The sequence below is a fragment of the Nocardia nepalensis genome (assembly GCF_048910785.1).
GTDB lineage: Bacteria > Actinomycetota > Actinomycetes > Mycobacteriales > Mycobacteriaceae > Nocardia > Nocardia nepalensis.
In genome coordinates this window covers 439,409-466,007 of sequence record NZ_JBKBET010000037.1, presented here as the reverse complement: position 1 = coordinate 466,007, position 26,599 = coordinate 439,409, and the positions used below count along the sequence as shown (strand labels likewise).

Here is a 26,599-nt window from a genome sequence, read left to right as displayed (position 1 = left end):
GTTTCGGATGCGCGGGGGTGGGGCGGCGATGGGTGTGAAGTCGGCGCTCGATGCGCTGCGGGGTGGGGCGGCGTCCGATCTGCTGGATCGGGTGGTTCAGGACGGGGGAGTCACGGCGGACGGGAAGCGGCGCGGGTGGTTCGGCGGGCTCATGTCGGTGGCGTGGCTGTCGTTCATGGTCGGACCGGTTATCCGGCGTTGGGTGAATGGGGACCAGCCGACGGCGAGCCTGGCGACGGCGGCACTGCTCGGCTATGCGCTGTTGATCATCGGATCCTTCATCGCCTTCCGTCGGCCGAGTCGCACCGACCCGTTGGTGGAACGTCCGCTCGACCGGCGATTGTGGCCGGTGCTCGCGGCCATGACGGCATGTACGGCGGCGCTGATCGCGCTGCTCGGCCCGGTTGCCCTGCCGACCTTGATCTTTGTCGGCGTGATCGCCGTTTTCCACATGCCCTCGCGTGAATCCGCATATGTGGTGTTCACGGTGATGCTAGCGATGCTGCTCGTGCCGGTGGTGCGGCCGAGCCTGTCCGGCGTGCCGTTCTACGTATCCTTCGTGCCCGTCGTGATCTGGGTGGCCAGGCAGTTGGGGTTGCGCGGCGAGCGGTTGGCCGAGCTCACCCGGCGGCAGCAGGCAGAGATCGCGATCGTCGAGGAACGCAACCGCGTCGCGCGCGACGTGCATGACATCCTCGGCCATTCGCTGACCGTGATAACGGTGAAAACCGAACTCGCACAACGCCTCATCGATGTGGATCTGACGCGGGCGAAGGCCGAGATGGCCGATGTCGAGCGGTTGGCGCGGGAGGCATTGGCCGGGGTGCGCGACACCGTCGGCGGCCTGCGCGAGGTATCGCTGCGCGGTGAATTGGCCAATGCGCGAACGGCATTGGCGGCCGCCGATATCGATGCGGCGCTGCCCGATGCCGCGCGACTGCCCGATGTCCGCGACAGTGAACTGTTCGGTTGGGTGCTGCGCGAGGCCGTGACGAATGTGATCCGGCACAGCGCCGCCCGGCGTTGCACGGTCACCGTGACCGATACGAGTATCGAGGTGGTCGACGACGGTCGTGGGCTCGGGACCGTCGAATCCGGGTCCGGACTGTCCGGCCTGCGCGAACGAGTGCGCGCGGCCGGGGGAACATTGACGCTGTCATCGCCTGAAGGAGGTGGAGTTCGTGTGCGTGCCACGGTGCGCGAGTGATCCGGAAATGGGGCTGAACGTGCACTTTTCGCGCATACGTGGCGACTTCTGCCACGATTCGGCCGACAGTGCGTGCTCAGACCAGTCGTCGAAGGGCCATAGCGCATGATCCGCCTCTTACTAGCCGACGACCAAGCCCTCGTCCGCGGCGCGCTCGCCGCTCTACTCGGCCTCGAAACCGATCTCGAGGTGGTCGCCGAGGTCGGCCGCGGTGACGAAGTCCTCGACGCGGTGGCGCGCACGGCACCCGATGTGGTGCTGCTGGATGTGGAAATGCCGGGCCTGGACGGCATCGCGGTCGCGGCGCAACTGCATGCCGCCCATCCGGGCCTGCGCATCCTGATGGTCACGACCTTCGGCCGCCCCGGCTATCTGCGGCGCGCAATCGACGCGGGCGCAAGCGGATTCGTCGTCAAGGACACCCCGGCCCGCGAACTGGCGGATGCGGTGCGCCGGGTTCACCTGGGCTTGCGTGTGGTGGATCCGGCGCTGGCCACCGAGACACTGACCGTCGGCACCTCGCCGCTGACCGCCCGCGAACGCGAGGTCCTCGCCGCCGCGGCCGACGGTGCGACCGCGGGCGCGATCGCCAAACAGCTGCACCTGTCGGAAGGCACGGTCCGCAACCACCTTTCGTCGGCCATCGGCAAAACCGGAACCAGCACCCGCGCCGAGGCCGTCCGCGCCGCCGAACGCCTCGGCTGGCTCTGACCGCCGCACGAGTTCCGTCGAACGTAGTCGAATGGTGGTCGCGCACGCTGCATCCAACCGCCATATGACTACGCTCGGCGAGCTGGCGTTGTCAGGCGGCCGGTTGGGGGGCGGGGTGGCCGTAGGGCAGCAGGATCGCGACACCGTGAGCCAGGGTTTCCGGATCGGTGTCGCCGATGATCAAGTGTTGCAAGATGAATCCCGGTACCACGCCGACGATCGCGGTCGCGACGGCGTGGATATCGGTATCGGGCGGTAGCCAGCCGGCCTGCACCATGCGCTCGGTGTACTCGGTCCACCGGTCGCGCATCGCGACCACGGCGGCCTTGACGTATTCGGCCGCCTCGGTATCCACCAGCGCCAGCGCCCATGCCTGTGGCGCGAGCCGGACATTTCCGTCCGGACCGCTCCGTTCGACTACGTGCTCGGCGACCGCTCGGACGACCTGGGCCGGGGTCGGCAGCGGATCGGACCGGATCGCCCTGGTCAGGGTGGCGCGCAGCTCGACCGTGGTATCGGTCGCCAGAGCGGCGATGATGTCGTTCTTGCCCTTGAAGTACCGATAGACCGCCCCCGCCGATAGTCCCGATTCGGTGAAGATGTCCTGCATCGAGGTCTCGTAGAAACCCTTGCGGGCGAAGCAGAGCTGCGCGGCGTCGAGGATCTGCTGCCTGCGACGTTCCAGGTGTTCTTCACTGACTCTGGGCATGGATCCAACGTAAAACGAATGCTCGTTCTTGACAAGCCGCGTGGACCGTGCGACGGTATCCACATCGAAAGAGAACGATCATTCGATTTTCGGGAGAAACGTCATGAATACCACCCAGCGGGCACTCGCCGTCGGCGTCGGCGCTGCCCTGCTCCAGGCATTGATGCTGATCGCCTTCGCCTGGCCCGCGGCACGTATCGCGCCGCGCGATCTGCCCATTGCCGTCAGCGGCCCGCAGGCCGCGATGGTCGCAGACAAACTGGCCCAGTTCGATCCCGACGGCTTCGATATCACCAACCCGGCCGACGAAGCGGCGGCTCGCGCCGCGATCGAGAACCGGGATGTCTACGGCGCCATCATCACCGGCGGCGGCGCCCCGCGCGTACTGGTCGCCTCCGGTGCGAGTCCGGTTGTGGCACAACAACTCACCGCGATCGCACAGCGGTTGTCCGGCATCCCGGCGGCGCCGGTCGAGGATGTGGTCGCCGCCGATCCCGACGATCCGCGCGGCACCGCCTTCGGTGCGATGGTGCTGCCGCTGGTCATGTCCGGTATCGCCGCGGGAGTCGTACTCAGCCTGTTGATTCCGGCGGTCGGGGGTAAGGCGATCGGCCTGGTCACCTTCGGTATCGCGGGCGGGCTGCTGAGCATGGTGATCATCCAGATCTGGATGTCGCTGGTGCCCGGTCCCTACCTGACTCTGGCCGCGGTCGCCGGTCTGGTGTCCTTCGCGGTCTCCGGCGCGGTCGTCGGCCTGTCCGCCGCGATCGGCCGTGCGGGCATCGGCATCGCTGCACTGACCATGCTCCTGGTCGGCAACCCGTTCTCGGCCGCGACCTCGGCCCCGGAACTGCTGCCGCGGCCGTGGGGCACCATCGGTCAGCTGCTGCCTCCCGGCGCCGCCGCCTCGCTGCTGCGCTCGGTCGCCTTCTTCGACGGCGCCGCCGCCACCAAACCCCTTGTGGTCCTGATCGTCTGGGCTCTCGCCGCCCTCGCACTCCTGGCCGTAGGCGCACTCCGCGGACGCCGTCCAGCCGCGGGGCCCACTCCGGTCCGCTCCGGCGACCCCGTCGCCGCCTGATCCCGCACGGCTTTCGAAATCGACTGCAGGCCACCACTGCTCGGCAGTGGTGGCCTGCATCATGTGTCGGACCGCAAGGTGTGTCAGGAGATGGTGAAGGAGAAGTTCGGGGCGGTGCCCGCACCCTTGTTCGCGTCGTAGCTCACCACATACGTGCCGGTGGCCGGGGACGGAATCACGAAGACGACGTAATTCTTGGCGTTGTCGATGGTTTCGTTCGCATTCAGCAACTCGTTGATCGGGCCGCGAACATCGGCGGGAATGGTTTGGCCGCCGGGGGTTTTCACGGTGAAGTAGTCGTAGAAGACGTTCAGTCCGCCCGCGGAGATCCCGGGCCCGCCGATGATCTTGATGCGCAACGAGAGATCCATTTTGTCGCGCTCGTTCTTGGTATAACTCGGTGCCAGTGTGCCGCCGGTGATTTCGATCGTCGTCTGATCCTGCACCAGTTTGCCGGTGACACTCAATGTCTTCGGCGCGACGCCCTCGACCTGAGCCGAGGCCTTCAGCGGAATCTTGGTCTGATTATCCGAGGCCTGCCCGTAGATCACGGTAATCGTGTCCAGCAGGTGCTCGACATCGTGCAGTGTCTTGACCGAAGTGGTGACTTTGCCTGTGGCCGAACCCTTTCCGGGCACGGTCGGGGAGTCGAAGCTCGCTCCGCCGTCGACCTCCTTGTCGACCTGCAGGTAGGTGTTGATGCCGATCGCCTTGTTATCGAGGGTGGTGTTCTTGTAGGTGATGTCGATCAGCACCTTGGCTCCGCCGAATTCGTCGGGCACCACGGTCGCCTTGTCCACCGTGATATCGAAGCCCTCGTACCAGCCGGTCTTGCCGACGGTTCGGACGGTCGATTGACCGTTCTTCGCGCCCGGCAGTCCTTGGCCGATAGTGCTCTGTGCCGAAACCGCTGTCGTGGGGCCAGCTTTGGTGTCTTTGTCGTTGCACGCCGTCATGAGCACGGCGGAACTGCCGATGAGTACGGCCGCCCCAATTGTGGTGAGATACCGTCGTTTACCCGACGGAGAAACCGAAGATCGCACGCTGCCTCCCAGAAGATTTGCCATCTCAGTGCGCGACGCCCGGAACGCCCGGACGCTACCTGATTCGCAGTGAAATCTTCCTCGGCGGCCGCCTTGTTAACTATGTGATCGCGATCACATCTTGGAGCTGCCCGCTTTCGCGCATTCGCAGCAGGTGCCGAAGATCTCCATGGTGTGGCTGACCTCGGTGAATCCGTGTTCGCCGGCAATGGATTCGGCCCAGGCCTCCACCGTCGGCCCCTCGACCTCCACGGTGCGGCCGCAGTGTCGGCACACCAGGTGGTGGTGGTGCCCGGTGGAGCACTGCCGATAGACCGACTCGCCGGTGTCGGTGCGCAGCACGTCGACGAGCCCGGCATCGGCCAGCGACTGCAGGGTGCGGTAGACCGTGGTCAATCCGATGCCCTCACCGCGGCGACGCAACTCATCGTGCAACTCCTGCGCGGAGCGGAATTCCTCGATATCACCGAGCAGCGCGGCGATGGCGCTGCGCTGGCGGGTACTGCGGATGCCGACCGGCTTATCCGGCAAGACCGTCTTATCTGGCACGTTCATCCTTCCTCGGCATGTGCGACGGCGTCGACGACGATATGCGCCAAGTGGTCGTCGACGAGTTCGTACAGCACCTCGCGGCCGGAACGTTCTCCGTGCACCACGCCCGCGGACTTCAGAATGCGCAGATGCTGGCTGACCAGCGGTTGGGTGACGCCGAGAACGTCGACCAACTCGTGCACGCAGCGCGGCGATTCCCGCAGCTGCAGCACAATGGCGATACGCACCGGGGCGGCGAGAGCGCGCAGCAGCTCGCCCGCGTCCTCCAGGACGGTCCGCGAGGGCACCGGCGCTGGTGCGGGGGACCGGTACGGGTTGTGCGGATGGGCGGTGGCGGTCTCGGCGGTCATCGAACCAACTCCTTATTGGAAAGCGATCCCATTTTGATATGCACAGTTGCGCATGTCAAACGAGCACGCCGACCACTAGGCGTGTGCGGTGCAAAACCGATTGGCCCGTGCCGATAGGCTGGAGTCCTTAGTCTGCAGTGCAAACATATGTTTGCATCGAAAACAAATCCGATTCGTAGTGGATGGAGAATTCTCGAGTGGCACCCAAGTCGAAGGTGGACACCGTTGCCAACCTCGCCAAGCGCCGGGGTCTGGTGTACCCGTGTGGTGAGATCTACGGAGGTACCAAATCGGCGTGGGACTACGGTCCGCTGGGTGTCGAGCTCAAGGAGAACATCAAGAAGCAGTGGTGGCGTGCGATGGTCACCAGCCGCGAAGATGTCGTCGGCCTTGACTCCTCGGTGATCCTGCCGCGTCAGGTGTGGGTCGCCTCGGGCCACGTCGGCGTATTCAACGATCCGCTGGTCGAATGCCTGAACTGTCACCACCGGCACCGGCAGGACCACCTGCAGGAGGCCTACGCGCTCAAGCACAAGATCGACGACCCGGACTCCGTCTCGATGGAGCTGGTGGTGTGCCCCGACTGCGGCACCGTCGGCCGCTGGACCGAGCCGCGCGACTTCAACATGATGCTCAAGACCCACCTCGGCCCGGTCGAATCCGAAGAGGGTCTGCACTACCTGCGCCCGGAGACCGCGCAGGGCATCTTCGTCAACTTCGCCAATGTGATGACCACCGCGCGCAAGAAGCCGCCGTTCGGCATCGCGCAGATCGGCAAGAGCTTCCGCAACGAGATCACCCCGGGCAACTTCATCTTCCGCACCCGCGAGTTCGAGCAGATGGAGATGGAGTACTTCGTCAAGCCGGGCGAGGACGCGGAGTGGTACAAGTACTGGATCGATACGCGGCTGTCCTGGTACACCGACTTGGGCATCGATCCGGAGAACCTGCGGCTGTTCGAGCACCCGAAGGACAAGCTGTCGCACTACTCGGCGGGCACCACCGATATCGAGTACCGCTTCGGCTTCCAGGGCAACGAGTGGGGTGAGCTGGAGGGCATCGCCAACCGCACCGACTTCGACCTGAAGACGCATTCGGAGCACTCCGGCAACGATCTGAGCTACTTCGACCAGACCACCAACGAGCGCTACACCCCCTATGTCATCGAACCCGCGGCCGGCCTGACCCGCTCGCTGATGGCGTTCCTGGTCGACGCGTACACCGTCGACCAGGCCCCCAATGCCAAGGGTGTGATGGAGGAACGGATCAGCCTGCGCCTGGACCGCAGGCTCGCGCCGGTGAAGGCGGCCGTGCTGCCGTTGTCGCGCAACGCGGATCTGACGCCGAAGGCGAAAGATCTTGCCGCACAGCTGCGTAAGAACTGGAATGTCGAATTCGACGATGCGGGCGCGATCGGCCGCCGCTACCGGCGCCAGGACGAGATCGGCACGCCGTTCTGCATCACCGTCGACTTCGACACCCTCGAGGACCAGGCGGTCACCGTCCGTGAGCGCGATTCCATGGCGCAGGAGCGGATCGCGCTGGACAAGGTGCAGGGCTACCTGGCGCAACATCTCATCGGCGCCTGAGTAGCTGACGATCGACGCCCGGTCGCACTGCGGCCGGGCGTTTTCGCAGGTCAGTGACCCCATGGATCGCGGGCCATTGCGATTCGTCGTTCGATCGTCCATGCGATGGCGGTCGAATTGCGCTGCCGCGGTGCAGAAGTCCTGGTGCTGACCAGTCGTGGCGATCGTGGTGCGCTGCCGCGGTGCAGAAGTCCTGGTGCTGACCAGTCGTGGCGATCGTGGTGCGCAGTCTCGGTGACGTGCCTCTGCCCGCCCACGTCATCGGTCGCGGACGGCATGGAAATTTCTCGCCGGGTTACTCCGTTGACGGTCGGAGTTGCTGGATGTCACCGAGTAGGCGGGAGTCGAACATGGCACGTGCGGTGAAATTCGATCGTTACGGCGGAATCGAGGAACTGAAGGTGGTCGAGACGCCGACGCCGACGGCTGGGCCGGGACGGGTCGTCGTCGAGGTCGTCGCCGCGGGGATCAATCCGGGGGAGGGGTATATCCGTTCGGGCGCGCTGCACGAGCGCTGGCCCGCGACATTCCCGTCGGGAGAGGGCACCGATTTCGCCGGTCGCATCGTCGATATCGGGTCCGGCGTCGGCGGGCTCGGGATCGGCGACGAGGTGCTCGGCTTCACCGACGAGCGGGCCAGCCACGCCACCCATGTGGTGGTGCCGGCCGAACAGGTGACAGCCAAGCCAGCGGGTCTGGATTGGAATGTCGCCGGATCGCTCTATGTCGCTGGCACAACGGCTTTCGCCGCAGTGCGGGCGGTGAACGCGGGACAGGGCGATACGGTCGCGGTCTCGGGCGCCGCGGGCGGTGTCGGCTCGATCACCGTGCAGCTCCTGCGGGCCAGGGGCGCAACGGTTCTCGGCATCGCGAGCGAGGCCAACCACGACTGGTTGCGCAAGGTCGGGGTGATACCCGTCGCCTACGGCGCGGGCCTGATCGACCGGATCCGCGCGGCCGCCCCCGATGGCGTCGACGCGTTCATCGACACCTTCGGAGCCGAATATGTCGAGCTCGCCGTCGAACTCGGCGTGCCGGTCGAGCGCATCGACACCATCATCAACTGGGAGGCGGCCGAGAAATACGGGGTGAAGACCGAGGGCAACGCCGCCGCGGGCACCATCGATGTGCTCGCCGAACTCGCCGAGCTGGCCGCCGCGGGCACGGTCGAGGTGCCCATTGCCGCCGTCTACCCGCTCGACAAGGTCCAGGAGGCCTATCGCGAGCTGGAGCAGCGCCACACCCGGGGCAAGATCGTGCTGCACCCCTGACGTCAGAGCGGTACGTCCCAGAAGTCGTATTCGTGACGCATGCCCTGGAGGAAGAGCTGTTCCGCACGCGCCGGATCACCTCCGGCCTCGTCGAGCATCTGCCCGCAGCGACGGGTCAGCGCGGCGAATCCCGGGTCGGCGTAGGTGTCGACCCAGCGCCGGTACCGGGGGTCCGACGGCGGATTCTCGGCGAGCATGGCGCCGAGCGTCGAGTACCCCCACATGCACGGGTACAGCGCGGCCAGTCCGTCGGCGTAGCACGCGGCCGACTCCAGCAGGAACGCGGTGTACGCGGCGCACGGCGACCCCTTCGTCGCGCCGTCGAGGTCCGCGCCGAATTCGGCGGCCAGCGAGCGGTGCAGCGACAGCTCCTCGTGGTAGGTGGCGTGCGCGAGGTCCACCAGATCGCCGAGGTGGGCCGCGGGCGCCTGCCAGGCCAGCCGGGCGAATACACGGACGTAGTCCAGCAGGAACAGATAGTCCTGTTCGAGCCAGGATCGAAAGACCGGCTCCGGCAGCTCGCCGTTGGCGATCCCCGTCACAGTCGGGTGCGCGAGCTGGCTCTCCACCAGTGGAAGGCCCAGCTCCTCCAGATGTGTCGTAAGACTGATGTGTGCCGCGGGACTCATGTGGGCAGTCTCTCTCAGTCGGAGTGGCATCGGGTTTGCGCCCCGGTCTGTTGTTACCGCACGCTGTGCGATGTGTCGTGGGATGAGGAGGTTTTGGTGCGGGTGTTGGGTGCCTCGGAACAACGTTTCGTGCGCGCGGGGACCTACACGGGACGGTCCGTCACGGTCGTCGGCGAGCTCGATACGACGGCGTTGGGGGCCGCCTTCACCGCGCTGCAGCGCGCCTATCCGGTGGTGACCTGCCGGATCGGAGAGGACGGCACGGGCCGCGGCTATCTGCTGCGGCGGGGCGAAAAGCCGGTTGTCGGCATGACTGCGAGTCTGGGCGATCCCGATGTCCTCCGGATTCCGGAATCGATCGATCCGGCCGAACAGCTCGCCTACCTGGACGTTGTGCGCTCCGAGCGCGGCCGGTCACGTGTCACACTGTTCGCCCACCACAGCATTGCCGACGCCGGCCACTGCGTCGAGTTGCTGTCCCGACTATGGGACTACTACACCGATTACGTCGAATCCGGCACGACAACCGTTGTGCCGCACGACTACCCGCAGTCACTGGAGTGGCATGTGGCGGCGCGCGGAATCACCCGCGGTTCGGTCTCCGGATTCGAGGATGTGACCCGGCCGTTGGCAGCCACCGTTGTGCCACCCGCGCCCGCGATCCCCGCGCCGCCATCGCTGGTCCGGCCGCGCCGCATCATCTTGGACGAGGCGGCGACCGACCGCATCATCGGTCTCGGGCGCGATCCGGGTGTGACCGTCAACGGACTGATCACCGCCGCCCTGCTGCGTGCCTTCGCCTCGGAAAAGGCCGGGGCCACCGGCGATCCGGTGCCGCTCGGCTGCCTGTATCCGGTCGACCTGCGCACCCGCCTGCAGCCGCCGGTCCCGCGCGCCGAGGGCACCAATATGGCGGGCCTGGCCTCCTTCGCCGCCGAGGTCGACATGTCCGCGGACATCCTCGAACTGGCCCAGCGCATTTCGTACCGACTGCGCCACGACCTCGCCGAGGGCATTGTCCAGCAGTCGGTCCTGCACTTCCCGAACTACTTCGGCCCGACCAGGATCCATTCCCTGGCCGGGCACATCGCGGTCACGAATACCGGCGCCGTGCCCGTCTTCCGGGTCCCGGCGAATATCGCGCTGACCGATTACGAGATCGTCTATGTCTCGGCGCATCCACGCCCGTCCGCGGGTGCCTCGGCGGCGGTGACCTTCCTCGTCTACACCTTCGAAGGCCGACTCACCGTCGGCGTACTCGGCGGCGGCGATATCGACCGGTTGGTGACCGTGGTGCGCGACGAGTTGACCGCCCTCGCGGAGGAGGCCGTCAACTCCTGAGGGCGCAACGGCTTTCGCGGCGCTACTGGAAGGTGGCGTGCGTCGGCCGCATGACCATCACGACACGGCGCGGATGGTCGGCGACGGGGCGCTCGTAGGGCAGGTCGTAGCGGCGGGCGAGCACATCGAAGAATTCGCCGTTCGGATCGGGCTCGATGGCCTCGATGACACCGCGGACCTCGAGGTAGCGGTAGGGCTTGTCCGGATCGTTGATGCTCACCGCGACATCGGGATTCTGCTTGGTATTCACGGCCTTACGCCGATCGATCGTGGTGGTGAAGCGCAGCCGCCCGCCGTCCCAGACCTGCCACACCGGAGTCACCTGCGGGGTGCCGTCGGGGTTGAGCGTGGCGAGGTGGGCGAACAGCGGCCGCGATAGTAGATCGGCATGGCTCTCGGGTATCACGGGATGGTCCATATATTGAATATTATCAAAGCTTTGATGGCTGTTCTATCATTGACACTCATGGGAATGCCCGCGCACGAGCGGCTCGGTCTGGATGTCAAGCGCGCCGAGCAGGAGCTGATGGCCGTCAAACATGAGGCGGTCAAACCGCTTACGGTGCCGCAGTACGCCGCACTCTACGCATTATCGGACAATCCGGGCATTTCCGCGGCCGCACTCGCGCGGGCGTGTCTGGTTACGCCGCAAGCGATGACGGTCGTGCTCAAGAATCTGCAGGAGCGCGGGCTGGTGGAACGAACACCGCATCCCTGGCACCGCGGCGTCCTGGAGACCAGGCTGACACCGGCGGGCCGCAGAGCCTTCGCCAAGGCCGACGCCAAGGCCGCCGCGATCGAGCAGCGAGTGGCGGATGCGTTCACCGCGAAGGAGCGCGAGCAGTTGCGGAAGCTGTTGACCCGCTTCACCGAGGCGCTGCAGGAGTGACGCCGCGTGCGCATGGGAAAGTGGCTGCTCGGCCGGTAGGTTCGTGGAGAATGCTGGTACGGCTGATGATCGACGAAAGCGGGTGTTCGGACGGTGCGGAGTAACGCAGACCGGGGGCGTGGGCTCGGAGCCGCCGCGATCGGTGTCGGGGCAATGGGCGTCGGCGAACTGATCGCGGCCACCCGCGGCGATTCGCTGATCGACGCCATCGGCCGGGTCCTGACCGATACCGCGCCGGTGCCGGTGGTCGAGACGACCGTGGCCCTGTCCGGCAAGCACGACAAGATCGTGACGCGCCTCGGCGTCGGAGCGGGTGCGGTCGCCGCGACCGTCGGGCTCGGGACGCTGTCCGATCGGGCGCGTACGCCCGCCGTCGCCGCCTTCGGTGCCGCCGCGGCCGGGCTGGGTTTGCGTCGACCGACCCGATCTCCCGCCACGGTCGCGGGTGCGACCGTCGCCGCGGGTGTGCTCGGCATCGGGCTGCGCAGGCGGCCGCGCGGGCTGTTCGGCGCGCTGGTGTGGGCGGGCGTCGGTGCCGGACTGCTGGCGGCGGCGCGGGCGCTGAATCGCGATTACGACCGCAGGCAGGACGAGGCGATCCATCGGGTCGGCCCGATGGGCGGGATCTCGATGGTGCCGCAGGACGGGTTGGAGGATGAGCCCGGACTGTCATCGCTGATCACCGGGAACCGGAGTTTCTACGTAGCCGACGTCAATCTGAGTCCGCCGCGCATCGATCCGACCCGCTGGCGACTGTCGGTCACCGGTAAGGTCGCGCATCCGCTGCGCCTGTCCCTGGCCGAATTGGCCGCGGACGCAGTGGAATTCGACGCGGTCATGGTGTGCGTGCACAACCGTCCCGGCGAGCGTCGCGCGGGTAACGGTCGCTGGTACGGGGTTCCGCTGGCCAAGGTGCTGGCCCACGCGATCCCCGAAACCGGGGCGACCCGGCTGGTGACCAGGGCCGTCGACGGCTACACCATCTCGCTGCCGGTCGAACCGCTGCGGTCCGGCGCATGGCCCGGATATGTGGTGATCGGCGTGAACGGCGAACCGCTCAGTCCGGAGCACGGTTTCCCCGCCCGCGTCTTCGTGCCCGGCCTCTACGGTCAGTACACCGGCGCGAAATGGCTCGCCGAACTGGAACTCACCGACGACAGCCACGTCGACTACTGGTGGAAGCGCGGCTGGACGCCCGAACCGATGTGGGTGACCCCGCAAGCCCGCATCGACGTGACCGCCCCCGGACGCGCCGCGGCGGGCACCACCAGCATCGCCGGCGTCGCCTGGGCTCCACCGCACGGCGTCGACGCGGTGGAGCTCCGTATCGACGAAGGCGATTGGCGCCCGGTCGATCTCGGCACCGAAATCGCCCCGGCCGCCTGGCGTCGCTGGCGGACCACGATCGAGCTGCCCTCCGGCGAACACACCGTGCAGGCCCGCGCCATCAGCCGCTCCGGCGAGATCCAAGACGGCACGCCGCGCGCGCCCTTCCCCTCCGGCCCAACCGGCTTCCACACGGTCACGATCGAGGTCTGACCGCGCCGCCGCCTCGAATGAGCCGAGCCGATTCTCCAGGCACGGTTAGCATCGATTCGTGATCACGATCGACCTGCCGTACACCGGTCACGTGTCCCCTGGAGCGAATCCGCAACAGCGGGACGTCCCCGGTGCCCGCATCATCAAAATGTCCGTCGGCGGAATGGACAACAACTGCTATCTAGTGCAGTGCACCGCCACCGGCGCCGCACTGCTCATCGACGCCGCCAACGAATCCGACCGCATCATCGAACTCATCAACCAGGAAACGCCCGACCGCGTCGCCCTGGTCGTCACCACCCACCAGCATCGGGACCACTGGTGGGCCCTGGAAAAGGTCGCCGCGGCCACCGGCGCACCAACCGCCGCGCATACCCTCGATGCCGAACCGCTCCCGGTGCGCCCCGACCGGTTACTCGCCGACGGCGACCTGATCGAGATCGGCGACCTGGCCTTCGAGGTCGTCCACCTACGCGGACACACTCCCGGCTCGGTCGCCCTCGCCCTCGTCGACGGCCCCGGCGTGCACCTGTTCACCGGCGACTCCCTCTTCCCCGGCGGCGTCGGCCGCACCACCAACCCGGAGGATTTCACCTCGCTCTACACCGACGTCACGACGAAGATCTTCGACCGCTATCCCGACGACGCCGTCGTCTATCCAGGCCACGGTGACGACACCACGCTCGGCGCCGAACGCCCGCACCTCGGCGAGTGGCGCGAACGCGGCTGGTAGCCAACGGTCTTACGCGGCCCGCGGGTTGAGGCTTTCGAACATCCGCTCAGTGCTTTCCGCGCCATGGCCGTCGGCGACCTGGCGATCGACGAGATTCCTGATCACGCCGATGATGTCGAGGTCGACGCCCGCGTCGCGGCTGGCCGACACGATGGCGTCCACGGCGGCCTTGGTGAAATCCAAGGGCTGGAACGGTTTCGAGTAGTCGCCGGAGTCGATGGTGGCTCCGGCCCTCGGAAGTGATCCGGTCATCGCGGCGATCCAGCCCGATGCGCGTTGTCCGAAGTCCTCGGCCGACATGCCGATCGTGCGGACCATCGCGGCGCCGTGGTAGAAGCCCGCGAACATGGTGTACATCCCGGCGAGCAGGGCGAAGTCGACCAGTGCTGCCTGCCCCGCGTCCGCGCCGAAATACTCGGCGCTGCCGAGCAATTCGAGGGTGGCGCGGTGCTCGTCGAAGACCGCTCGGGAGCCGCTGTAGAGCACGGACGAGCCGGGCTGCCCGATCATCGGGGGGACGGCCATGATGCCGCCGTCGAGGAAATCAATGCCGTGGCTCGCGGCCCATTCGGCCAGTTCGCGCGAGCCGCGCGGTTCGGTGCTGGTCAGATTCACCAGCGCGCGGCCGACCAGAACATCGGCGACCGGGTCCAGCACCGCGCGCACGGATCGAAGGTCTAACAGGCACACCACCACGAGATCGCTCGCGGTCGCCGCTTCGGTGCTGGTCCGCGCCGACTTCGCCCCTGCCGCAATGAGTTCCGCGTCCCGGCCGGTGCTGCGATTCCAGACCGTGGTCGGGTGTCCGGCGCGCACGAAGGCCGCTGCCAGCGCCCGTCCCATCGCGCCGAGTCCGAGCACCGTCACCGATGTTGTCATGTGTCCACTCCTCAATGTGCCGAAGGATCCAGCGCCGGAATTGATTCTGGATACGCGCTGCACTATGAACAAGTACTCACTTATAGGTCTGGTACTTACCAAATGGTAAGTATGAGCAGTCGGTACGCGCCGGTGACGTACTTGTCGCCGGTGACCTGGCAAACTTGGTGAGGTGAATTCGGCCTCCCTGGCAACGGCTCCCGGATCCGGCGCGGCACGCGGCGCCGGAGGCGCAGGGCTGCGCTGGGCTCGACGGCTGGTCATCGGCGCGATCTTGATGGGTGCGGTCTTGGTCGGCGGCACCGCATTCCGGGTGTGGCAGGTGGCGCGAATCGACGACTACAGCAAGGCCGATGCGATCGTGGTACTCGGTGCCGCGCAATACTCCGGCACACCGTCGACGGTGTTCGAGGCGCGACTCGACCAGGCCTACAAACTCTTCAAGGCCGGCGTCGCACCCAGGGTGATCACCGTCGGCGGCAAGCAGGAAGGCGATCTGTACACCGAGGCCGCCTCCGGCAAGAACTATCTGCAGGAGCGGGGGATACCCGGCGACCGGATCCTCGCGGTCGAAACCGGTTCGGACACACTGCGCAGTATCGAGGCCGTCGCCGCCGCGATGAGCGCCCGGGACCTGTCGTCGGCGGTGCTGGTCAGCGATCCGTGGCATTCGCTGCGCACCAGAACCATGGCCCGTGACGCCGGGCTGGAGGCCTGGACCGCACCGACTCGCACCGGCCCCGCCGTCTACACCAGGGAGTCGCAGGCGCACGGAATCGCGAGGGAGACCGGCGCTTTGCTCTGGTATCAACTCACGCACTTCTCTTCGGACTTCAAGTACTCAGCGGGGCAGTGAGATTCGATGAAGCATCGCTACACCGAGCACGACCGCGAGCGAATGGTGGTCGAGGGCGCCAAGACCGCCGGGCTCGGCCCGCCGCGCAGTGAATTCGAAACCGGCCACCGCACCGAATTCGCCCGCGACCGCGCCCGCGTGCTGCACTCCGCGGCTCTGCGCAGACTCGCCGATAAAACCCAGGTCATGGGGCCGCGTGACGGTGACACCCCACGCACCCGCCTTACCCATTCGATCGAAGTGGCGCAGATCGGGCGCAGTATCGCCGACGGTCTCGGCTGTGATCCGGACCTGGTCGACCTGGCCGGATTGGCCCACGACATCGGCCATCCGCCCTACGGCCACAATGGTGAGACGGCCCTCGATATGTTCGCCGACGCCTACGGCGGCTTCGAGGGCAACGCGCAGAACTTGCGCATCCTCACCCGGCTGGAACCGAAGGTACTCGACGCGGACGGTACCAGCGCAGGACTGAATCTCACCCGGGCCGCGCTCGACGCCGCCATCAAATACCCTTGGGGCAGAACAGGTTCGGGCACCAAGTTCGGTGCCTACGATATCGATCTGGACCGGCTGGAATGGGTGCGCAAGGATGCGCCGGACCGCCGCAAGAGCCTCGAATGTCAGATCATGGACTGGTCCGACGATGTCGCGTACTCGGTGCACGATGTGGAGGACGGCGTCATCGCGGGGCGCATCGAATTGCGGGCCCTCGCCGATGCTTCGGAACAGGTGGCGCTGGCCGAGCTGGGACACGGTCAGCACCCGACGCTGTCGGTGGATGCGTTGGTCGGTGCCGCACAGCGGCTCTCCGAGCTGCCCGTGGTGGCCGCGGCGGCATCATACGACGGAACTGTCGCCAGTTCGGTGGCCTTGAAGCGCCTGACCAGTGAACTGGTCGGCCGCTTCGCCACCGCCGCGATCACCGCCACCCGGGAGGTCGCCGGGCGACATGCGTTGTCCCGGTATGCCGCGGACCTCGAGATTCCGCCGATCGTCGCCGCCGAGGTGGCGATGCTCAAGACCGTCGCGCTGCGCTATGTCATGTCGGATCTCGATCACAAACAGCGCCAAGCAGTGCAGCGCGAGCGGATCCTGATGGTCGCGAACCGGCTGCTGGCGACGGCCCCGCACGGCTTGGATCCGCTACTGCTGCCGTGGTGGCACGCCGCCGCCGACGACACCGCCCGGGTGCGCGTAATCGTCGACCAAATCGCGTCGTATACCGAGAGTCGGCTCGAACGCGTATCGAGGTCGCTGGCCGAATAGTTCCGATGGCTAGACGCGTGACCAGCCGCTGGGCGTGTCGGGGCCGGACTGGCCTAGACTGACCGCCGTGGCCGGACGACTCCCTGATCGCGATATCGCGGCAATACGCGAACGCGTCCGGATCGAGGATGTGGTGGGGGAGTACGTCGCGCTCAAGCGGGCGGGCGCGGACTCCATGAGGGGCCTGTGCCCGTTCCACGACGAGAAGTCACCGTCGTTCCACGTTCGGCCCAACCACGGTCTGTATCACTGCTTCGGCTGCGGTGAGGGCGGCGACGTCTTCGCATTCCTGCAGAAGGTCGAACACGTCGGCTTCGTCGAGGCGGTCGAACAGCTGGCCGATCGCATCGGCTACCAGATCAACTACGAGGGCGGCGGCACCTCGGTGCAGCGCGACCGGGGCACCCGGGCCAGGCTGGTCGCCGCCAACGCCGCCGCGCACGAGTTCTACATGGCCAAACTGCGCGAGCCCGAGGCCGAGGTGGCGCGCAAATATCTGACCGACCGCAACTTCGACGGCAATGCCGCCCAGCAATTCGGCTGCGGCTACGCTCCCGCGGGCTGGGACGCGCTCACCAAACATCTGCTGCGCAAGGGTTTCGACTTCAAGGAGTTGGAGGCGGCCGGACTGTCGCGGCAGGGCCAGCGCGGCCCGATCGACCGGTTCCACCGGCGGCTGCTGTGGCCGATCCGCAATCTCGGCGGCGACGTCATCGGCTTCGGCGCGCGCAAACTCTTCGACGACGACACCATGCCCGGCAAGTACATCAATACGCCGGAAACCTTGCTGTACAAGAAGTCTCAGGTGCTCTTCGGCCTGGACCACGCCAAGCGCGAGATCGCCAAGGGCCACCAGGCAGTGGTCGTCGAGGGCTACACCGACGTGATGGCCATGCACCTGGCCGGGGTGAAGACCGCCGTCGCCTCCTGCGGTACCGCCTTCGGTGACGAACATCTCGCCCTGCTGCGCCGTCTGCTCATGGACGACAACTTCTGGCGCGGCGAAATCATCTACACCTTCGACGGTGACGCGGCCGGACAGGCGGCGGCGCTGAAAGCCTTTGCCGGCGACCAGAAACTGGCCGGGCAGACCTATATCGCCATCGCCCCCGACGGTCAGGACCCGTGCGAACTGCGCCAGCACTCCGGCGACGGCGCGGTGCGCGATCTGGTGGCCCGGCGAACCCCGTTGTACGAGTTCGTGATTCGCGGCCTGCTCGCCGACCACAACCTGGACACCGCCGAGGGACAGGTGGAGGCGCTGCGTCGCGCCGTGCCGGTGGTCGCCCAGATCAAGGACAACGCACTGCGCAAGGCGTACGCGACGAAACTGGCCGGATGGGTCGGCTGGGACGACATCCAGACCGTGGTGCGCCGCGTCGGTGAGGAAGCCAAACGCAACCGCAACGGTGGGCGCGGGAACGGCTCGGGCGCCCGGGTGAGCGCGCCGCAGCCCAGTGCGGTTGTCGAACATCCCGCCGCCCGTCCCAACCCGAACGACCCCGCGCTGCTGCCGCAACGTCAGGCGCTCGGCGCGGCACTGCAGTATCCGGCGATGGCCGGTGCGGTCTTCGACTCGATCGAAACCGAGGCCTTCACCCATCCGGCGTACGCGGCCGTGCGCGCATTGATCGCCGAAGCGGGCGGCACCACATCCGGGCTCAGCGGCGCGGAGTGGGTCAACGCCGTCTCCGACGGCACCGACGACCTGACCATGCGGGCCCTGGTCTCCGAACTCTGCGGCGAGCAAATGCCGGTGAAGTCCGCCAACGACATCCCCCGCTTCGTCACCGGCGTCCTGGCGCGCGTCCAGGAAGCCTGGGTCGGCCGCCAGATCGCCGAACTGAAATCGAAGCTGCAGCGCGTGTCGTCAACCGAACAACCCGATGCCTACATGGCCCTGTTCGGCGACCTCGTGGCCCTGGAGCAGTACCGCAAGAGCCTGCTCACCCAGGCCATGGGCAATCACGACGACTTCGCCGCAGGCTGAGTAGCCCAGGGCCCTTCGCGTTCCCGTTCGGGCTCAGCGACGCAGTTGATCCTGCGGAACCAGCAGGGTGGTGCGCTCGTCCAGCGGCTCCATCGGCTCCAGCTTCGCCTGCGTGCTGAGCTTGTCCGACAGCTTCTGCCTGCCCACGAGCACCAGCTTGCGCGTCACCGGACTCTCGGTCACAGCACGGGTCGCCGCACTGATCTGTTCATAGCGAACCCGCCCGGCCTTCGTGCCGAGCACGTAGCCGGCCGCAATGCCGATGATCAACCGCAGCATCCGAAGAGCTCCTCCCAAAGTGCCTGTGCGCGCGGCTACCATCCTGCCCGACGCCCGCTACGCCTGTCGATTCGGATCCACCCCACAGCGTGCCACCCCCAGACACGCCGAACCCCCCGCATGTCTCCAGGTAGAGACGCGATTTGGGAAGGCGAGCGCCGATACGCTAAAGTTTCACCTCGGCCCGCCCAGTACGGACGAGCCAAAGGATAGTCCCCTATAGCTCAATTGGCAGAGCAGCCGACTGTTAATCGGCAGGTTTCTGGTTCGAGTCCAGATGGGGGAGCCGAACACGGCCTCTGACCAGCGCATCAACGCGGACGGTTAGAGGCCGTAGTCGTATCTAGGCCCGGAAACTCGCCAGAAAGTCTCCCAAAAGTCGGAGCCGGTCCGTCCCCATCCTGATCTTGCTCACTGTGACCCAGGCCGCTCATCACCGCATTATGGATGACCGCCGCGGCACTGTGGTGCACTCGCCCGCGCGCCATGTATTTGCGCTGAGTCATTGCCGGATCAGCGTGCTGCAGCACATCAGCGGTCACCCTGGCGGAAAGCCCTTCATCGTCGAGGAGAACGGCAACTAGTTTCCGGAACGCGTAGGGGCTGACATCGTAGGGAAGCCCCAGCGCCTCACGAACCCGTTGCCATTGATGACTGACATTCACCGGATCGCGCAACGTCCATTCGAACGACGGAAAGATCAAATCCACGTCGTAGTCGTCCGGCGGTGGATTCTCGCCCTTGCGCAGCTGCATTTGTTCCCAGCGCCGATCGAGTATCTCGACAGCGAACTCCGGAAGCGCGATCGTGCCTTGCGGATTCTTCGGGTCGTTGTCCTTGACCACCCGCACCAACCCCTTGCCGGGAACCCGGATCACCTTGCCGACCGTCTGAATGGTGCGCCGCTTGCGGTCGTAGAACGGCCACGCAAAGCCCAGGACCTGACTTGGTCGCTGACCGACCGCGCCCATGATCGCAATCAGGTCCGCTAGATCAGCGCCGTCGCAGTATTCCGCCACGGTCGGCGGTGTGTAGGAACGGATTCCGCGCTTCTGCTCAGCCTTCGTCAGCTTCCGCGGGCATGGAACCGTGGACCAGTAGACCGACGCCAGGATGAAGCACAGGTCCTCGACCTCGATATACGCGGCGCCACCCGTACGCCCCTTCGCCTGCACGTTCACCGGAATCTCGGCTTCCCGCACCGGGTTCACGCTCAACGGACCGCGACGCACAGCGAAGCGGAACATCCCCGACAGCATCGACCGAGCATTCAACATCGAACCGCGGCCATGGTTCGCCGCCACCCATTCCAGGAACGACTCAGCGGTACCCGTCGTGAACTCCTCCGGCCCGATACGGCGAAACCCATACTCAGTAACCAGCATGGCCGCCCACCGGTCATACAGGCGGAAGGTGTTCTCGGCACGACCCTTCTTCACAAGGTAGGCCCTGTACGCCGTCCACAGCTCCGCTACCGTCGTGCGAGCGGATATCTCACCACTGCCCTTATCGGGCGCAAGAGCCGATGCGGCAGCACGAACCGCCGCCTCCGCACGACTTCCATCCTTGTCGGGTACGCGTCGCCCTCGACTGTCGAAACGGTCCGGAGACACACGATTCACCCGCCGACGGCGCCCGCTACGATCACGAACCCACGTATCAGCTTCCCAGTGCCCGGGGCGTAACTCGGTCAACCTCACCACGCCCGGCACACCCAGTTCACGAGGAGGCCGCCCCGTTCTCGCCATGACGCCTACTCGCACTCACCGTCAGCCGGAATCGACTCCATAGCCTCGTTCAACGCCTGAACATCCCAAATGAACTGACGCCCACGACGTTTCGGCTTAGGCAACGCAAAAGGCGCAGAACCTTCACGATTCCACCGACGAAGAACCTCCGGATGGCAACGCACAATCTCGGCCGCCTCTTCGGTAGTCGCCCACCGCTGGTGATGACTCACGAACTCCGCTCGAACTCTCATCTCCGCCACCCCGTTCCTATGCCGCTTCCTGAATTGCCGAAAGTTCTTGCGTCCCTGGTGGGTCCGTTATCAGGCCCATTGCTTCGCGGTATTCGTTCTGCCTGACCGTGCGTTGCGCGATGGAGGACATGATCATCTGTTCACGGGAAGGAACGTCGGGATCACTCGGTTCGGTCAGGCGCACCACCCATTTGTTGGCTTGTTCGGCCTTGGCGATGCCGACCGCGGCGAGGACTTGCCGAACGAATTCGATGCGATCGGCTTTGTGGTCGGGCAGGGTCTTGTTGCTCCATCGGCGTGACACCAGAACCCGCCGACCGCGTAGGCCGAGGGTGTCTCGGCGGTGGGCTTTGCCCTTGCAGCGACCCGGCTGAGTTTTCGCATTCGCATTTTTCGGGGCGATGCCGTAGCGCAGCCACACCGCACACGTGGGTGAGCACGGGGTGCGCTGCAGCTCGTGGTGCAGGCGTTCGTAGTGGCGACGGGTGCGTTCGTTCGGAGCGTCGAGAACCTCAGCGATGGATTTGGTGAGGTATTTGGTCAGGTAGCCGATCAGCTTCCGGGCATCCTGACCGGCGATGACACCCTTGGCTTTGCCGGGACGTACCGGGCCATGGTCCCCGTCGGCATCGAGGCTGGTGCCGTCGTCGTCGCCGATGTTCTTGGTGTCGGTTTGGACGCCCCAGCGGATGACGTGCGCAGGTTGCTGGTCGTCCATTTCCTGCATGTGGGCCAATGCTTCGTCGAAGGTAGGCAGCGGCACCGGTTTCCCGGTCTCCGGGTCGACCTGGTCCGGATCCACGAAACGGCCGGCCGGGTAATCCCAGACCGGCATCCGGTCGTCGGTGTAGACCTCGTGGTCGAAGTGTGGCCACCACACCTGGTGGTAGGTCGCGGCAACGATCTGATTCAACAGCGCGTGCGGATCGGTGCCACGCGCGGCGATATGGATGTGCGGAGCTCCGCGGCGCTGAGGTTCCACGGTCGCGAAGTACTGCACATCACGGCCCGCCGAGCGCCGCCAGTTCTGGACCTGGCGATCCCACAACATCGGGAAGAACATCGCATCGCGTGCCGCACGCCGATAGTCATAGGTGTCGGGATTGATCGGGGAGCCGTCTCCGCAGACCTCGCCTTTGCGGTTCACCGCGCCGTCACGGTGGCAGCGACCGTAGGAGGGCAGTGTGAGTGTCTCGAACGTCGAGGGGCGATGTTTACCAGCGAACTGCCGACCGATCGTGGCCTTGTCGATCTTCTTGCGTGGCAGGTTGGGCATGTCCTGGCGCCGCTTGGTCGAACGAGACCGGCGAGGTTTCGCCGTGGCGTCGATACCGGGAATCCTGCCCTGTAGGCCCGACTCGCGTAGTTCTCGGTCCAGGTCAGCGATGACGTTGCGGAAGCCCAGCGCGGCGTCCTCGTCATCGGCTTCGCGGGCCGTCTTGTATTTGGCAAGGAAATCGGCGCGAGCGGTCAGCACGGCTTGCTGGTGTTCGGTCGGGGGCTTGCGGTCGTTGACCGGTTCGTCTTCCATGTGCCAGCCTTCCTGGCATTGAGTGAACCGCAGCGCGCGAGCCTTCGCCGCACAGGAAGGGCAGTCCGATTCTCGGGTTGATTTGCAGGCTGCGGCAATGTATTTCGACTCACCGGTATCGGGGTTGAACGCGCGCATCGGGATCGGCCGTTTGCACACACCCCACTTCTCCGCAGCCGCTTCGGCGATATCGACCAGGTTCGGCATGGCCCGTCGATCGGCAGCAGTTTCGCGCTTCGGAGCTCCGGAATCGGGTTGTGTTTCGGTCATGCGGCGGCCTCCGGTGCCAGCGACCGCAGATCGAGCAGGTTGCCGACGGTTCGATGCAGGTGTTCGCGTTTCGACAGCCCGGTACCGGCGAATTTCACCTCACCGACCTGGCCACCGTGGATGATGAACGGCTCGCACATGTAGTCCTGCGGGGCGATCCACACCAGGCCGCCGATCTCCTCGCTGTAGCGGCGGGCACGAGCGACATACTCCGCAGGAGTGGTAGTGACCCAGCCGCCGAACTTCTGAAGCTCGGTGAAACCACCAGAGTCCAACGCCCACTCCCCCAACGCCCGCGGGAAGCTGCGGCGATCACGCAGTTGACGGTCACTGACGAACAGGTCCTTGTCGGTGCGCTTGAGCCAGACCGGGTGATGGGTTCCCAGGAAAAACCTCATGCCGCCACCCCCTTGCCCCATCCGGCGTCCCGACCAGGCAACGCGATGGTTTCGGCGAGCGAATCGGCGCGCCGGAACACCAGTTCCACCAGAGCAGGACCGACGATCGAGACACGGCATTCCAGAGCTCCGAAAGCGTGCGCCAGATGAATGGCACGGTTTTCGAAGTCGGCGGGGCAGTGGCCTTCCAGCATCCGCACTCGCAACCGGTCCACCGTGTCGCCGATCTCGACGGATATCAGCCGCGGTACGAGTGTCCAGTCCTCGCGAGTGATGTCGAGATGGCAGGCTTTCGTCAGCCGAACCCAGCGACGCCGGTAGCGGAACCAGGCCAGGAACCGGGTGCGTGCACGTCGAGTTACCCACCGCTCGAACATCTCCGGACGACTACGCCGCCACAGCATGATCCCCGCGGCGGACACCCCGACCACCACGACACCCACCGGCCAACCCACCAACACCCCAACAGCCACCGCGACCGCGAGCGGGATCGAGATCATCGGGAACAACACCGCCCACCACAGGCCGACACCGGCAGCGATGAACAGCCACCACACGGTATTCAGGATCGCCAGCCCGATCAGGTCAGACAGGTCACGGTCGTTGCGCTTACCGGTCGCTGTGGTCATGGTCATCTCCTTGCAGGTCGAACAAACTCAGTTGGCCGCGGCACGGCGCGTGTAGATCGGTTTTGGAGCGCTTACCGCGGATGCTGGCCGCAGCGGCAGCCACGATCGGATTGACTTGCGGGACTGTTCTTTTCGACCGGTCAACCATTGCGATCACCGCCGGAGGTGACGACCTTGATAGCCGAGATGGGTTGCAGCTGTTCACCTTTGACCGTGAGCGCCTCCCCGATCGCGCCGTGCAGGACAGCGAGAACAGCGAGAGCGTCATCGACGGTCATGACCAGGTGCGCGACGGCTTTGAAGCCCGCTTCGCGATGGAAGGTCAGCTGTACTTCGCCGTCGTATGTGGTGTCGTCGCTGAATTGAGCGAATACCTCGCAGCGTTCCCGGATACGTCCCTCATCGACCACGACACCGACGCGGTAGAAGTCGATATCGCGGGTTGGCTTCCAGTACCCGCTCATGCCGCCCACTCCCAATCGGAGTCGTCGTCGATGTCGAGTGCGTCATCCCAGCCGGGAAGGTCACCGGTTTCAGCGAGCAGGCGCACCGCGATGCCGATCGAATCCAGGCCGGAGCGCTCCAGATGGCAGCGACGCGCGGAGCGGACATGCACAACGGCGTCGAGCTCGTCCCGGTCGCGGTCGATATGTTTCTTCACGGCAGATCCTCGATTTCAGGGACACCGCACACTTCGCAGGTGCGGGAACGAGTAGGTATGCCCAGCAGCCGTGTCACGGTCTGCCAGGAGTCGGGGAAGGTGTGGCCGTTGGCCTCGCAGCGGGCAGCGACACGGCAGCCGTCGCAGATGACCTTGTCGCCGTCGTAGAGCCAGCCGACGCCCGCGGAACGCGCGTTGAGGTGGTTCACCGCTTGGTGCACGGAGTCGAAACACGCGGCCTGACTGTCGTTGTCGGAGTAGATGTCTCCGCAGACATCGCAGTAGATGACCACGTGCACCTCGCTGACGAACCCGCACTTCATGCCGCCACCCCCGCCATTCCGTCATCCTCGTCGCCGAGGTCATCAGGATCGAAATCGCTGTAATCCGGTGCCGGAGCCTCGAATTCGTGATGCGGAGCGTACTGGCGTACAAGTTCGGAGATGTTGTCGTCGGAGACCCAGTAGAAGCGGATACGAGTCAGCGCGGTCGAGCCGTCTTGCTCGATGTAGCCGACACCTGGTGTGGCATCGGAGATCTCATCGGCACGGGCACCGCGGTCACGGGCGCCGGAGCCGAACACCATGCCGACCTGATTCGGTTCATCCAGACGCAAGGCGATCCGGATCGGGAACAGTTGCCGTTGCGGCATGTTCTCCTTGGACGGGTCCTGCACGAACGCCCACACACTCATCGCAGTCGCGCGAGCCTGAGTGAGGAGCAGGCCGAGCAGTTCTTCGAACTTGGTCCGGGTTTCCCGGTCGGTGTAGGCCGACAGTGCCGCCGCCTCATCGAGCAGGATCAAGATGAGTGGTTCGTCCTTGGTCGGGATGTGCTTGCGCAGGCCAGCGGCGTGCAGGTTGGCTTGCCGGTTCCGCATCACGCCGACCGCTTCGGTAAGCAAGGCAAGGATTTGCTCAGCCGATTCGTAGGCGAAGCGGACGAACATGTCGGCCGCGGGACCGAACTCGACACCGCCCTTGGGGTCGATGCACCAGACATCCACCAGGCCGTCACGGATGGCAGGCGCGACACCGGCGAGGATCGAGTAGGCGACGCTGCCCTTACCGGAGCCGGTAGCCCCCGCACACAGGCCGTGGGTGCCCAGGATCGGCAGGGTGCCGATATCGCCGTCTTCAGTGATCCCGACCGGGACCGCTTGCAGGTCCACGCCGTTGTGAACCCCCGACAACGCTGTCGGTGCCGCGAGAGTGTCAAACACTCGCAGCTGCAAGCGAATCCAACCCGGAGCAGGCGACAACGCCGTCACCTTCGGCACACCGAGAACATGAGCGAACGCATCCAAGATCTGATCGTTGGCCCAGTCCTTACGGGACTGACCAGCCAGCAGCAGGAAATCGGCATCCAGGCCATGCGGTGCGTAGTCGTAGCCCTCCAACGGCGGAAACCCCTTGTCCACCGAACCCAGACCCAGCGCCTCCAACATCCGGCAGGTTTGCATCGGATCAGCCAGCACGAACACCGCGGGCCGCAACTCCGCAGGAGCCGAAGCCACAATCTGCTCGTGCGTCAACTCAGCCGGTCGGCGCACCGTCACACACGAACGCACAATCGCCGCGGTCACACTCATCGTGAAACCGGTCGACAACAGAATCGGCGCAATCGACATCACCGTTCACCCCCAACGAAAGGTGTTGTGTCGCAGAACATCACACATCCATCAGGACGCGGAGCAGGCGACGGAATCGACGCGGCCGGTTCACGACCCACGGTCAGCAGCAGCGCGAGAGGCAAGACGACCAGCGTTGCGACGACGAGCACTCCCGCGAGCATCGGCCGGATAAACAGGTTCTCGACCATCACGCAACCCCTGTCCGCAGTTCGCGGTCGAGCTTGGCGACCCAGGCTTGAGCGACCGCGGCGACCTGGATCAGCTCCATCCGCAACGCGATCGGATCAGCTTCGGCGAACGCTTCGGCGATCTCTTCCATCAGGATGTGGCGGAAGGTGAGCCGACCCGCGGCAGCAGCCGTCGCGCAATGCCAGCGCATCAAATCGGCGTACTCGGTGGCAGTGAGTTTGCCTCCCAAACCACCGAACTCGTCACGCGCCCACACCGGACCCGTGCCATCGGGATGATTCTGTTCACCCCAGCGCGCATCCTGGCTCGCGCGTTCGGTGAGGACTTCCGCCGAAATCCGGCGATCCTCCAGACTGATCAAGACAGACATTGCCCCTCCTAATTGGGCAC

General features: G+C 65.8%; 30 protein-coding genes and 1 tRNA gene. 13 read left to right on the top strand and 18 right to left on the bottom strand.

The features are described from left to right. Positions 1–28 precede the first annotated feature (28 nt). Both ACHQ4I_RS33610 and ACHQ4I_RS33605 read left to right on the top strand, forming a co-directional pair. The gene (locus ACHQ4I_RS33610) at positions 29–1,207 is read left to right on the top strand and encodes a sensor histidine kinase (protein ID WP_420775912.1); all 1,179 of its coding nucleotides are present in this window, start codon (positions 29–31) and stop codon (positions 1,205–1,207) included. 105 nt (positions 1,208–1,312) lie between these two features. After that, complete coding sequence (locus ACHQ4I_RS33605) at positions 1,313–1,918, top strand: response regulator (RefSeq protein ID WP_420775911.1); 606 nt, start codon at positions 1,313–1,315, stop codon at positions 1,916–1,918. 91 nt (positions 1,919–2,009) lie between these two features. On the opposite strand, the gene ACHQ4I_RS33600 is transcribed toward ACHQ4I_RS33605, so the two are convergent. After that, a complete protein-coding gene (locus tag ACHQ4I_RS33600) occupies positions 2,010–2,627 on the bottom strand; it encodes a TetR/AcrR family transcriptional regulator (RefSeq protein WP_420775910.1) in 618 nt (205 codons plus the stop codon). 103 nt (positions 2,628–2,730) lie between these two features. On the opposite strand from ACHQ4I_RS33600, the gene ACHQ4I_RS33595 reads away from it, so the two are divergent. After that, a complete protein-coding gene (locus ACHQ4I_RS33595) occupies positions 2,731–3,708 on the top strand; it encodes a hypothetical protein (protein ID WP_420775909.1) in 978 nt (325 codons plus the stop codon). A gap of 83 nt (positions 3,709–3,791) precedes the next feature. Here ACHQ4I_RS33595 and ACHQ4I_RS33590 read toward each other — a convergent pair whose 3' ends face one another. From ACHQ4I_RS33590 to ACHQ4I_RS33580, 3 genes are all read right to left on the bottom strand, one after another. Continuing rightward, positions 3,792–4,751 carry a hypothetical protein gene (locus tag ACHQ4I_RS33590; RefSeq protein WP_420775908.1) on the bottom strand — a complete coding sequence of 320 codons (960 nt, stop codon included), beginning with the start codon at positions 4,749–4,751 and terminating at the stop codon, positions 3,792–3,794. Positions 4,752–4,865: 114 nt separating this feature from the next. Further along, positions 4,866–5,306 carry a Fur family transcriptional regulator gene (locus tag ACHQ4I_RS33585; protein WP_420775907.1) on the bottom strand — a complete coding sequence of 147 codons (441 nt, stop codon included), beginning with the start codon at positions 5,304–5,306 and terminating at the stop codon, positions 4,866–4,868. Next, positions 5,303–5,653 carry an ArsR/SmtB family transcription factor gene (locus ACHQ4I_RS33580; RefSeq protein ID WP_354955947.1) on the bottom strand — a complete coding sequence of 117 codons (351 nt, stop codon included), beginning with the start codon at positions 5,651–5,653 and terminating at the stop codon, positions 5,303–5,305. Before ACHQ4I_RS33580 ends, ACHQ4I_RS33585 begins: the two co-directional genes overlap by 4 nt. 197 nt (positions 5,654–5,850) lie before the next feature. Between ACHQ4I_RS33580 and ACHQ4I_RS33575 the strand changes: the two genes are divergently transcribed. Both ACHQ4I_RS33575 and ACHQ4I_RS33570 read left to right on the top strand, forming a co-directional pair. After that, on the top strand, positions 5,851–7,242 hold the full coding sequence (locus ACHQ4I_RS33575; protein ID WP_420775906.1) for a glycine--tRNA ligase: 1,392 nt from the start codon (positions 5,851–5,853) through the stop codon (positions 7,240–7,242). A 350-nt stretch (positions 7,243–7,592) separates the two neighbouring features. Beyond that, complete coding sequence (locus ACHQ4I_RS33570; RefSeq protein WP_420775905.1) at positions 7,593–8,513, top strand: NADP-dependent oxidoreductase; 921 nt, start codon at positions 7,593–7,595, stop codon at positions 8,511–8,513. Positions 8,514–8,515: 2 nt separating this feature from the next. On the opposite strand, the gene ACHQ4I_RS33565 is transcribed toward ACHQ4I_RS33570, so the two are convergent. After that, positions 8,516–9,142, bottom strand: coding sequence for a TenA family protein (locus ACHQ4I_RS33565; protein ID WP_420775904.1), 627 nt, complete (start codon positions 9,140–9,142; stop codon positions 8,516–8,518). A 72-nt stretch (positions 9,143–9,214) separates the two neighbouring features. Here ACHQ4I_RS33565 and ACHQ4I_RS33560 point away from each other — a divergent pair, with 72 nt between their 5' ends. After that, a complete protein-coding gene (locus ACHQ4I_RS33560) occupies positions 9,215–10,483 on the top strand; it encodes a phthiocerol/phthiodiolone dimycocerosyl transferase family protein (protein WP_420775903.1) in 1,269 nt (422 codons plus the stop codon). A 22-nt stretch (positions 10,484–10,505) separates the two neighbouring features. Here the strand turns inward: ACHQ4I_RS33560 and ACHQ4I_RS33555 are convergent, their stop codons facing one another. After that, positions 10,506–10,901: a PPOX class F420-dependent oxidoreductase gene (locus ACHQ4I_RS33555; protein WP_420775902.1), complete on the bottom strand. Its 396-nt coding sequence runs from the start codon at positions 10,899–10,901 to the stop codon at positions 10,506–10,508. 48 nt (positions 10,902–10,949) lie between these two features. Between ACHQ4I_RS33555 and ACHQ4I_RS33550 the strand changes: the two genes are divergently transcribed. The 3 genes from ACHQ4I_RS33550 (at position 10,950) to ACHQ4I_RS33540 (ending at position 13,644) form a co-directional block, all read left to right on the top strand. Continuing rightward, positions 10,950–11,372: a MarR family winged helix-turn-helix transcriptional regulator gene (locus tag ACHQ4I_RS33550; protein ID WP_420775901.1), complete on the top strand. Its 423-nt coding sequence runs from the start codon at positions 10,950–10,952 to the stop codon at positions 11,370–11,372. A 93-nt stretch (positions 11,373–11,465) separates the two neighbouring features. Further along, a complete protein-coding gene (locus ACHQ4I_RS33545; protein WP_420775900.1) occupies positions 11,466–12,911 on the top strand; it encodes a molybdopterin-dependent oxidoreductase in 1,446 nt (481 codons plus the stop codon). Positions 12,912–12,969: 58 nt separating this feature from the next. Then, on the top strand, positions 12,970–13,644 hold the full coding sequence (locus ACHQ4I_RS33540; RefSeq protein ID WP_420775899.1) for an MBL fold metallo-hydrolase: 675 nt from the start codon (positions 12,970–12,972) through the stop codon (positions 13,642–13,644). Between the two features lie 9 nt (positions 13,645–13,653). On the opposite strand, the gene ACHQ4I_RS33535 is transcribed toward ACHQ4I_RS33540, so the two are convergent. After that, complete coding sequence (locus tag ACHQ4I_RS33535) at positions 13,654–14,523, bottom strand: NAD(P)-dependent oxidoreductase (protein WP_420775898.1); 870 nt, start codon at positions 14,521–14,523, stop codon at positions 13,654–13,656. Between the two features lie 277 nt (positions 14,524–14,800). Between ACHQ4I_RS33535 and ACHQ4I_RS33530 the strand changes: the two genes are divergently transcribed. The 3 genes from ACHQ4I_RS33530 (at position 14,801) to dnaG (ending at position 18,638) form a co-directional block, all read left to right on the top strand. Beyond that, positions 14,801–15,379, top strand: a complete 579-nt coding sequence (locus ACHQ4I_RS33530) for a YdcF family protein (RefSeq protein WP_420776076.1) — start codon at positions 14,801–14,803, stop codon at positions 15,377–15,379. 6 nt (positions 15,380–15,385) lie between these two features. Further along, on the top strand, positions 15,386–16,648 hold the full coding sequence (locus tag ACHQ4I_RS33525; protein WP_420775897.1) for a deoxyguanosinetriphosphate triphosphohydrolase: 1,263 nt from the start codon (positions 15,386–15,388) through the stop codon (positions 16,646–16,648). 67 nt (positions 16,649–16,715) lie between these two features. After that, positions 16,716–18,638 (top strand): DNA primase, encoded by a 1,923-nt coding sequence (gene dnaG / locus ACHQ4I_RS33520; RefSeq protein ID WP_420775896.1) that lies wholly within the window; start codon positions 16,716–16,718, stop codon positions 18,636–18,638. A gap of 33 nt (positions 18,639–18,671) precedes the next feature. On the opposite strand, the gene ACHQ4I_RS33515 is transcribed toward dnaG, so the two are convergent. Further along, positions 18,672–18,917 (bottom strand): hypothetical protein, encoded by a 246-nt coding sequence (locus ACHQ4I_RS33515; protein WP_420775895.1) that lies wholly within the window; start codon positions 18,915–18,917, stop codon positions 18,672–18,674. A 213-nt stretch (positions 18,918–19,130) separates the two neighbouring features. Here ACHQ4I_RS33515 and ACHQ4I_RS33510 point away from each other — a divergent pair. After that, a tRNA-Asn gene (locus tag ACHQ4I_RS33510) sits at positions 19,131–19,203 on the top strand. A 25-nt stretch (positions 19,204–19,228) separates the two neighbouring features. Here the strand turns inward: ACHQ4I_RS33510 and ACHQ4I_RS33505 are convergent. The 10 genes from ACHQ4I_RS33505 to ACHQ4I_RS33460 all read right to left on the bottom strand — a co-directional run bounded on the left by ACHQ4I_RS33505 (position 19,229) and on the right by ACHQ4I_RS33460 (position 26,579). Next, on the bottom strand, positions 19,229–20,356 hold the full coding sequence (locus ACHQ4I_RS33505) for a site-specific integrase (protein ID WP_420775894.1): 1,128 nt from the start codon (positions 20,354–20,356) through the stop codon (positions 19,229–19,231). Positions 20,357–20,914: 558 nt separating this feature from the next. Further along, positions 20,915–22,699 carry a replication initiator gene (locus ACHQ4I_RS33500; protein WP_420775893.1) on the bottom strand — a complete coding sequence of 595 codons (1,785 nt, stop codon included), beginning with the start codon at positions 22,697–22,699 and terminating at the stop codon, positions 20,915–20,917. Next, positions 22,696–23,097 carry a deazapurine DNA modification protein DpdA family protein gene (locus tag ACHQ4I_RS33495; RefSeq protein WP_420775892.1) on the bottom strand — a complete coding sequence of 134 codons (402 nt, stop codon included), beginning with the start codon at positions 23,095–23,097 and terminating at the stop codon, positions 22,696–22,698. The genes ACHQ4I_RS33500 and ACHQ4I_RS33495 overlap by 4 nt, the downstream gene beginning before the upstream one ends. Then, positions 23,094–23,726 (bottom strand): hypothetical protein, encoded by a 633-nt coding sequence (locus ACHQ4I_RS33490; RefSeq protein WP_420775891.1) that lies wholly within the window; start codon positions 23,724–23,726, stop codon positions 23,094–23,096. The genes ACHQ4I_RS33495 and ACHQ4I_RS33490 overlap by 4 nt, the downstream gene beginning before the upstream one ends. Positions 23,727–23,866: 140 nt before the next feature. After that, entirely contained in the window at positions 23,867–24,190 is a 324-nt protein-coding gene (locus tag ACHQ4I_RS33485; protein ID WP_420775890.1) for a hypothetical protein, read from the bottom strand. Further along, positions 24,187–24,387, bottom strand: coding sequence for a hypothetical protein (locus ACHQ4I_RS33480; RefSeq protein WP_420775889.1), 201 nt, complete (start codon positions 24,385–24,387; stop codon positions 24,187–24,189). The genes ACHQ4I_RS33485 and ACHQ4I_RS33480 overlap by 4 nt, the downstream gene beginning before the upstream one ends. Further along, positions 24,384–24,710, bottom strand: coding sequence for a hypothetical protein (locus ACHQ4I_RS33475; RefSeq protein ID WP_420775888.1), 327 nt, complete (start codon positions 24,708–24,710; stop codon positions 24,384–24,386). Before ACHQ4I_RS33475 ends, ACHQ4I_RS33480 begins: the two co-directional genes overlap by 4 nt. Then, on the bottom strand, positions 24,707–26,017 hold the full coding sequence (locus tag ACHQ4I_RS33470) for an FtsK/SpoIIIE domain-containing protein (protein ID WP_420775887.1): 1,311 nt from the start codon (positions 26,015–26,017) through the stop codon (positions 24,707–24,709). Before ACHQ4I_RS33470 ends, ACHQ4I_RS33475 begins: the two co-directional genes overlap by 4 nt. After that, positions 26,017–26,208, bottom strand: coding sequence for a hypothetical protein (locus ACHQ4I_RS33465; protein WP_420775886.1), 192 nt, complete (start codon positions 26,206–26,208; stop codon positions 26,017–26,019). Before ACHQ4I_RS33465 ends, ACHQ4I_RS33470 begins: the two co-directional genes overlap by 1 nt. Beyond that, complete coding sequence (locus ACHQ4I_RS33460) at positions 26,208–26,579, bottom strand: hypothetical protein (protein WP_420775885.1); 372 nt, start codon at positions 26,577–26,579, stop codon at positions 26,208–26,210. The genes ACHQ4I_RS33465 and ACHQ4I_RS33460 overlap by 1 nt, the downstream gene beginning before the upstream one ends. Positions 26,580–26,599 lie beyond the last annotated feature (20 nt).